This window comes from Cupriavidus lacunae, from assembly GCF_003353055.1.
Classification (GTDB): Bacteria; Pseudomonadota; Gammaproteobacteria; order Burkholderiales; family Burkholderiaceae; genus Cupriavidus; species Cupriavidus lacunae.
In genome coordinates, this window is record NZ_QKWJ01000158.1 from 1 (window position 1) to 7,515 (window position 7,515).

Here is a 7,515-nt window from a genome sequence, read left to right on the forward strand (position 1 = left end):
CTCCTCGTCGGTCAACATGATCTCGGGGGCAACTCGCACTCGCTCTCTCCACGCTGTGTCGCAGTAGCGCATTGGAGACGCCGAATTCATATAAGTTCCATCAAGAACAGAACGCTACACTAGAGAACGCCCTGGGTTTGACTATGCTGGTGTTCTCAAGACGCATGCGCCTTGGCTCGAACAGGCAGCGGCTCATGCGGCCAGGATCGGCGAGGACGCGGCGTGGGAACGGCACGCCTGGCTGGAGGAGTCGCGCGGCGCTGTGATCAGCCCAGGCGTAACCCTCGGATGCGGCTTGTGAGTGATGTGAAACCGGGTTTGACGTGGCCGAGGTCGGCCAAGAGGTCGCGTGAGAAGGGCGTCCCTGCTGGTACAGTGGCCCTGAGATAGATTGTTGCGCGCCTTCGCCGGGCCCGCTGCCGATACCCAGACGTCAGGGGCATCGACCAGGACCAGCTCGGCTTGGCACATTCGCAGGCTTTGGTCGCGTTCTTGGCGCACGACCGGCTTGCAGCTGCTGCGCTCGTTTCGCATCGGCGTGATCGACGTTCCCGGCCTCCTGGCCAGCCAGATCCACCCGCGACGCGCCTTCAACCAGGCAGGTCCAGTAGCGGGTGCCGCGGCAGCAGGTCCGGATCGCCTCGCCCAATTCCGCCTCCTTCAGGACAAGCTCTTGGGCATGTTGAACGAGGTCCGCGAAGATGCCGATCTTGAGCGGCACCTTGGGTGCAGGGTTTTTCGGAAAGGTTTGCGGGAAGCGGTTTTGCAGCTTGGCGATGGCGTGCACCACTGGATCGACAGGCTTTGTGGGGCTGGGCCGAAGCGGCAACCTGTGCGCGAGCCGGCTTTGCCCTTTTCGCAGCCTTTGTCTGTGCTGCCAGTTGTTGTTTCAGTGCCGCCAGTCGTTCGAAGCCCATCGTGTCCAGCGGAGTCATACCCGCGGTGATTGTAGCAGTCCTCTGTCAATCGCTTTGCAGCTTGCGGCTCATCTTTTTCTGGGGGCGGGAAGGACGAGCGCTACTTGGCACGCGGACGCACCTCATTTGTTGCGGGTCTACCCGGTCCGATGCCGCCCCTGCGTGGCCTGATGCCGCGCATCCTCGTCGCTTTGCGGGTACGCGCCGGTGGTGGCGATCGAGGCATGGCCAAGCTCTGGGCTGTGCGCGCGCAGGCGCTCGGCGGCCAGGCCGAACACTTCCTTGAGGATCAGGTCCAGCGCCCCGCGCGACAGGGCCTTCTCGCGGCCGATCACAGGCAGTAACAGCGGGCGCACTTCCCCGGGCTGCGGCGTGGGCCGCAGCCGGGAGGGCGCGACATTAGCGGGCCAGTTCGAGCTCGTCGGTGGCCGGCACCAGCCTGGTCTTGCTGCCCTTGGCGTTCACCTCGAGCCACCAGCGCTCGACGCCCCGGGGCGTCGCGCCGGCAGAAGAACGGGGGGCCTGCCCGCGACTTCCGACGCCCGCAGCCCGCCCAGATAGAGCACCGTGCACAGCCAGCGGCAGCGGAAAAGACGTGCTCTTAAGCGCGGGCCGCCGCAGTGCATGCTCCTGGACGGCATTGATCTTCACCACGGCATCCAGTCCGGTCGACTATTACAGATTCTGTAGCGCGACCTGCACGTGCTGCTGAAATTGCTCCTGTGTTCCAAGCGCATTGGCGTTGAGCAGGGCCAGCTTGACCAGAAAAAGCTGCGCCTTGTCGGCGCCGGCCTGATCGATGGCGGTGGCCAGGGCGTCATAGACGGCTTCAAGGCCGGGGACGCTCAAGGTCTTGTGCGGGGCAATCATGGATTCTCTCCTAATGGGTCTTCACTGGGGCAGGGCGGTGTTCAGGGCGGCTTGCAGGCGCGTGGCGTCCAGCGTCAGCCAGCGGGCGCATACATGCTGGTCGGGGCGCAGCAGATAGCCCGCGCCGCTGGCCTGCACCCCGTAGCGACGGCGGAAATGGCCGTCGGCGTCGGCGATTGTCAGGTCGGCGCCGGTCACCGGCTTGGCGGCCCCAACGGCGATGACGCGCAGCGGCACTCCGCGCTCTCGGGTGGCAGCCACTACGCCTTGTAACGATTCGGGAATGGCTGCGGCGTCGGTGAAGTACAGGAGATCGAAGCCGCTACCCAGGTGATCGAGCAGGTAGTCGTTGGGTGCCAGCCGGATATTCTGCGGCGGGGCTCCATGGGCCGGGCCGTGCACGAACAGCGCGTTGTCATCACCGGGGCTGTTGAGTGCCGAACCGGTGTACTCATGCGGTCGCGAGGTGCGCCAGTGGTACAGGGGCCCTACGAACTTCTCGGTCAGCGAGAGCGACAATACGGCGTCGCGCAGCAGTCGGAAGCCCTGGCTCGGCGGCGCCATGAAACGCGTGCTTTTGCCCGCTTCATCAATGATCTCTCGCGCGGCGCCGACACGCTCGGCGCTGTAGTTCGACAGCAGCTTCGGGCTGGCCAGTCCCTTGACCGCGAAGGCCAGGTGCCAACCCAGGGATTGCGCGTCTTGAAAGCCGGTGTTGGCGCCGCGCACGCCGAAGATCGGCAGCAGGTGGGCGGCATCGCCAGTAAAGATCACGCGGCCGTGCACGTAATCGGGCAGTGTCAGCGTGCGGGCGGAGTACACGGAGCACCAGTCCATCTCCCAGGGGGTGCCGGCATGGCCAATCATGGCAAGTTGGGCGTCAATGCGTGCCTTGAGTGACTCAGGCTTAAGCGCGTCTTCGGGTGTTTCGCAGGCAGGCAGTTGGTAGTCCACGCGCCAGATGCCGTGTGGCTCGCGGTGCATCAGGATGGTGTTGCCGGGGTTCCAGTCCGGGTCGAAGTAGGCCAGGCGCTCCGTCGGCAGCGGCAAATCGATCTTGATGTCGGCGATTACGAAGAAGCCCTCGTAGGAAGCGCCCTCCATCTGCAAGCCCATTGCAGTGCGGATGCCGGAGCGGCCGCCGTCGGCCGCGATCAGCCAGTCGGTCTCCAGCAAATAGGGGCCTTCCGGCGTGTCGACTTCGACGCGCGCGACATCGGCCACCTGTTCGACGTTGACTACCTTGTTGCCCCAGCGGAAATCGATCAGCGGGTTCGCCCTGCAGGCATCAATCAGGTACTCCTCCATGTACTGCTGCTGGATGTTTAGCATCGGGAAGAAGCGGTCGTCGCCGTCGTGCGGGGCTTCCATCCGGAAGACGAGCTGGCCCGCGTAGTATGAATTACCGAAACGCCAGGGCAGGCCGTTCTCGGTCATGCGATCCGCCACGCCCACTTGCTGCAGGATTTCCATCGAGCGGCGCGTGAAGACGATAGCGCGGCTGCCCTGTGACACCTGCAGCTCCGAGGTGACGACGACGCTGGGCACGCCATGGCGGGCCAGTTCCAGGGCAGCGACCATGCCCGCCGGGCCGGACCCAGCGATGACCACTTTCTTGCGTTCCTGCTTCGGGTGGGCCGATGGCAGCCAAGGCCTGAACACCTCGTAGTCGTAGTAGATCGAAGGACGGGCTTCGGTGGTGGGCTGATGCATGGATTTCACTTCAGTTCAATGGATTGAGGAGCGTGGTGCATCGATCTCGGCAGCCACGCAGCTTCCCGGGTAACCCGGTAGCCGGCAATGGAATTCGCAGTCAAGGCGTCGGCCTCAGTGTGCGCGGGATCGGCAAGACAAGGAAAATCACGCAGCCCGCCACAAGGAGGGCCGCCGCGTAGAGCAGGCCCGTGTTGAAGCTGTGCGTGACGTCCTTCAGCCAGCCCACGACTAGTGGATTCAGGGCAGAGCCGAGGTTGCCGGCAGCGTTGATGACCGCGATGCCCAAGGCACGCGCGGCGAAGCTCACCACATGGTCCGGCGTGGTCCAGAAGATCGACATCGCGGTATAGGCCCCGGTTGAAGCCAGGCACACACCCAGTAGCCGCAATGCAGGATGCGACGAATACGCCGTGAGCAGCCAGCCCGCCGCCGCGCACAGCATTGGCAACACGGTGTGCCAGCGGCGCTCCTGCGCGCGATCGGAGCGTCGGCCCCACCAGATCATGCCAATGATCGTGCATACCTGGGGAATCGCCGCCAGCAGCCCGATGGTCGTATTGCTGGCACCGCTGGCGAAGCTCTTGACGATCAGCGGCGTCCACACAGCCACCATGGCGAGGCTGTTGACCAGGCAGAAATAGGCCAGCGAGAACTTCAGCACCGTGGCCGAGGTCAACTCGGACCACAGGCTGCGCGGCTTTTCGTCACGTGCCTGCGCCAGCGGGTCCGCCCGGTGCTCGGCAGCCAGCATTTGCGCTAGCGCTTGCTTCTCGCCCGGCGAAAGCCAGCGCGCTTGCGCAGGCGTGTCATTGAGATAAAGGTAGACAATCACGCCCAGCACCGAGGCGGGTAGCCCTTCAAGCAGGAACAGCCACTGCCATCCCTTGAGCCCGTACAGGCCATCCATGCCGAGGATCACTCCGGAGACGGCCGAACCGAAAGCGGCCGTGACCGGCATGGCGATCATGAACAGCGCATTGGCGCGGGCCCGGTAAGCCGCAGGGAACCAGAAGGTCAGGTACAACAGCATGCCCGGCAGGAAGCCCGCTTCCGTGATGCCTACTAACACGCGGAGCCAATACAGCGTTTGCGCATCGGTGGCGAAGAGGGTGGCAGTCGAGGCTAAGCCCCAGGCGACCATGATCGTCGCAATCCAGCGTCGCGCGCCAACGCGTGCCAGGATGGCATTGCTCGGCACGCCGCAGGCAATGTAGGCCAGGTAGAAAAGGGTGGTGGCCAGGCCGAACTGGGTGCTGGTCAGGCCCAGGTCCTTCATCATCGTGAGGCCGGCGAAGCCGATGTTGATGCGATCCAGGAACGACACAACAAACAAAAGAAACAGGAACCAAAGCAGGTGGCGCGACACCTTGGCAATGATGCGCTGAGCTTCGGCGGGGGAGTGGCTTGCGGTCGACGTTGCGGTGTCGTCCACGATTTGGGGGGCTGCGCTGGGCGATCTCACGGGAACTTGTCTCCTACGGCGCTGCCGTCGGCTGGATGGATGACGAATACGACGACCTCACATAACTCGATGTCTGGCCGATCCTGGCTGGTCTGGCGCAGCGATTATCAGACACGTTCTATGATTGTAGTTGTGCGCGCAACTAGTATGCGTCAGCGGAGCGCGAATCGGCATGGGGGTTTATACTAGTTGCTCGCGCAACCATGTGGGCGAAACATAGGCTGCAACTGGGTCTCACCCGAACTGGCATCGGCGAGCCGCTAGGTTGTGTCCGCAACCAAGTGGCCGTATAGTCCTTTGATCATATTTTTCGCCTTGAGAGGTATCTGCTGGTGGCCTCCAGATATACGCCCGTCGCCCTCGACCGCACCTTGACACATCGCCTGCACGAGCTTTCCAAACTCACCGACCGGGTTACGCAACTAGCCTACGAAGCGGAAGTCGGCATTCCGATGCACGAGGGGCGGTGCCTGGCCGCAATCGGCTCGTTCAGCCCGTTATCGGTTAATGATCTGGCTCGTCGCGCCAACCTGAACAAGGGGCCGGCGAGCCGAGCTGCGCAGTCACTAGTCGACCAAGGTTTGGTGCACAAGGACGCGAGTGCCACCGATGGTCGCGGTGTTGTCCTGACGCTGACAGCCAAAGGAGAAAGGGTGTGGCTGCGGGCGATGGCCCTGATCGAGCGCCGCAATGCCGAGATCGTCTCCTGCCTCGGCCCCGCCGAGCGGCAGCAATTTGACCGACTGCTTGAGCGCCTGGTCTCGCATGCACGGGAGAGTGCCGATGGGCCGGAAAGTGGTGCGACTAAACAGTCGGATGCCTCGAAAGACATCAGTGCCAAGCTTCGAGGTAAAGCTGCCTCGTCCTGAAGCTTGTGTCATTCCTGAGAATGCTGCAACCACAGCGCGCCGCCAGGACCAGTCTCTTTGTGGCTTCGAGAGATATCGATCCAAACCAAGTAGGAATGGTCGAAAACGTGACGGGGTACTGACGCGGCGAATGCCCGCTGTCTGCTGGACCCGACGCTCCACTGTCCCCCTGCTGTAACGGAGGCCAACGGCCGAAGATGGCCGGCAAGCGACCTCCGCCAGTTGCGAGCCAGTCGGCTTGCTCCGAACCGGCCCTTCAACTTTCAAATTTGCCGGCCCGCGCTGCTTCTCGCACAGGTTCGGTTGAAGGGTTAGGCGCGACTTACTCCTGGGGAACGAGCTCAACAATCACTACCCGGCACGGCACCTTGCCGGTGTTCTTTGCAGAAATAGTGCCGGCCGGATGGTTCTCGCCTCTTCCTTCGAAATACGTGGAGCCGGCCTCGAAAGTCTGCGTCTTGCCCTCCTTCCAGGTGATGGTAATGGCCCCCTCCAATACGTAGCGGAGCCCTGGACCCTTATGCACATGAAAAGGAATCTCGCCACCGGGTTCAACGACCAGCATGGTCGCGGTCATATTCCACTTCCCGGGCGGAAGTTCTCCAAGGGGAATTTCCTGAAGCGTGTTTGCAGCGAATTTCTTGGGCGCTGGCGTTTGCGCCATGGACGGTCCCGAGCCCAACGTGGCAATTGTGGCAAGAGCGCTAACCACTGCGAGCTTCAGCTTTAACATCATCATTCTCCTTCGACCAGATGTGTCGCTACAAGAGAGGCGTTAGGTAAGTCATGTCATTGCTTCAGCATAGCCGACCAAGTGAAACGTAATGGCCACGGGCGGCTTTTGGCCGGCCAGTTTCGGCCGATCGAACCTCATCACACCAACGGCAGAAGCTCGGCCCTATCGGCTTGGGGGAAGAATCTGGAATTTGGGAATGGGCATGCGGCCAAACCGAACGCGAGGCAGTCAGAGGCGCAGAGACTTTGATACGTTCTCCACAGGAACCACCTTGACGAGAGACCCGAACTCGCCACACGAAGTCGCTGAATGTCCTTCAAGTCGCAGGGTGCTAGGCCAAGCCATTACACCGACCTTAAAATGCAATTAATCGCCAAGCTTGATCCTCAACCAATAGTCGCTGGCTAGCATAAGGCAGCCCCCCGCATGGAAGACAGGCAATCACGTTTCCGATTATAATTTCACTTTCATGAAATGTGTGCCAAGAACGTGAGCATCAGCTGACCGATGTTCACGATGCTTTACTGAAGATGAGGGACGGCCCCTCGGAGTCGGCTTGCGGGAGCAGGCTTCAAACCGCCACAAGCTGCGTGGGTAAAGAGCCCTCGTGGTGAGCGTTGTTGGAAAAGTCGGGGGGGAACCCCGGCAGGTGGGAGTCAAAGAGACGAACGCGAGTGAACCGCTGATGACGTGTCGTAAAAGTGATAATCGATGTCAAAACCGAAGAGCCCAACAGCTTCGGGACAAGATTGGACGATGCCTGTTGACGGTCCAGTCGGCATCCGGCATATAGGCGGCATGACTTTGATTCAGGCTTCAGTAAGGTAGCGCCAGGATAAATCTGGTAGTGGGGGAAGCCGAACCTGGCGGAAACCACTTGTTGGAGTTCAGAGGGTTCGAATCCCTCCCGGCAAAGCCTAGCCAGCAGCCGGAACCGAGTCTTGC

6 protein-coding genes and 1 pseudogene are annotated in these 7,515 nt (G+C 61.9%); 1 reads left to right on the forward strand and 6 read right to left on the reverse strand.

Going from position 1 to position 7,515, the window contains the following annotated elements:
• Positions 1-433 precede the first annotated feature (433 nt).
• The 5 genes and pseudogenes from DN412_RS41515 to DN412_RS41535 all read right to left on the reverse strand — a co-directional run bounded on the left by DN412_RS41515 (position 434) and on the right by DN412_RS41535 (position 4,965).
• Complete coding sequence (locus DN412_RS41515; RefSeq protein ID WP_425267496.1) at positions 434-787, reverse strand: ProQ/FinO family protein; 354 nt, start codon at positions 785-787, stop codon at positions 434-436.
• Between the two features lie 267 nt (positions 788-1,054).
• Positions 1,055-1,525: pseudogene (locus tag DN412_RS46185) on the reverse strand (tyrosine-type recombinase/integrase); the annotation flags it as partial.
• A 67-nt stretch (positions 1,526-1,592) separates the two neighbouring features.
• Complete coding sequence (locus DN412_RS41525; protein ID WP_115216811.1) at positions 1,593-1,787, reverse strand: DUF2783 domain-containing protein; 195 nt, start codon at positions 1,785-1,787, stop codon at positions 1,593-1,595.
• 21 nt (positions 1,788-1,808) lie between these two features.
• The gene (locus tag DN412_RS41530; protein ID WP_115216812.1) at positions 1,809-3,500 is read right to left on the reverse strand and encodes an FAD-dependent monooxygenase; all 1,692 of its coding nucleotides are present in this window, start codon (positions 3,498-3,500) and stop codon (positions 1,809-1,811) included.
• 100 nt (positions 3,501-3,600) lie between these two features.
• Positions 3,601-4,965 (reverse strand): MFS transporter, encoded by a 1,365-nt coding sequence (locus DN412_RS41535; protein ID WP_244223089.1) that lies wholly within the window; start codon positions 4,963-4,965, stop codon positions 3,601-3,603.
• Positions 4,966-5,336: 371 nt separating this feature from the next.
• Between DN412_RS41535 and DN412_RS41540 the strand changes: the two genes are divergently transcribed.
• Entirely contained in the window at positions 5,337-5,834 is a 498-nt protein-coding gene (locus DN412_RS41540) for a MarR family winged helix-turn-helix transcriptional regulator (protein ID WP_341868109.1), read from the forward strand.
• A 322-nt stretch (positions 5,835-6,156) separates the two neighbouring features.
• On the opposite strand, the gene DN412_RS41545 is transcribed toward DN412_RS41540, so the two are convergent.
• A complete protein-coding gene (locus DN412_RS41545; protein ID WP_161564129.1) occupies positions 6,157-6,567 on the reverse strand; it encodes a cupin domain-containing protein in 411 nt (136 codons plus the stop codon).
• Positions 6,568-7,515: the final 948 nt, after the last annotated feature.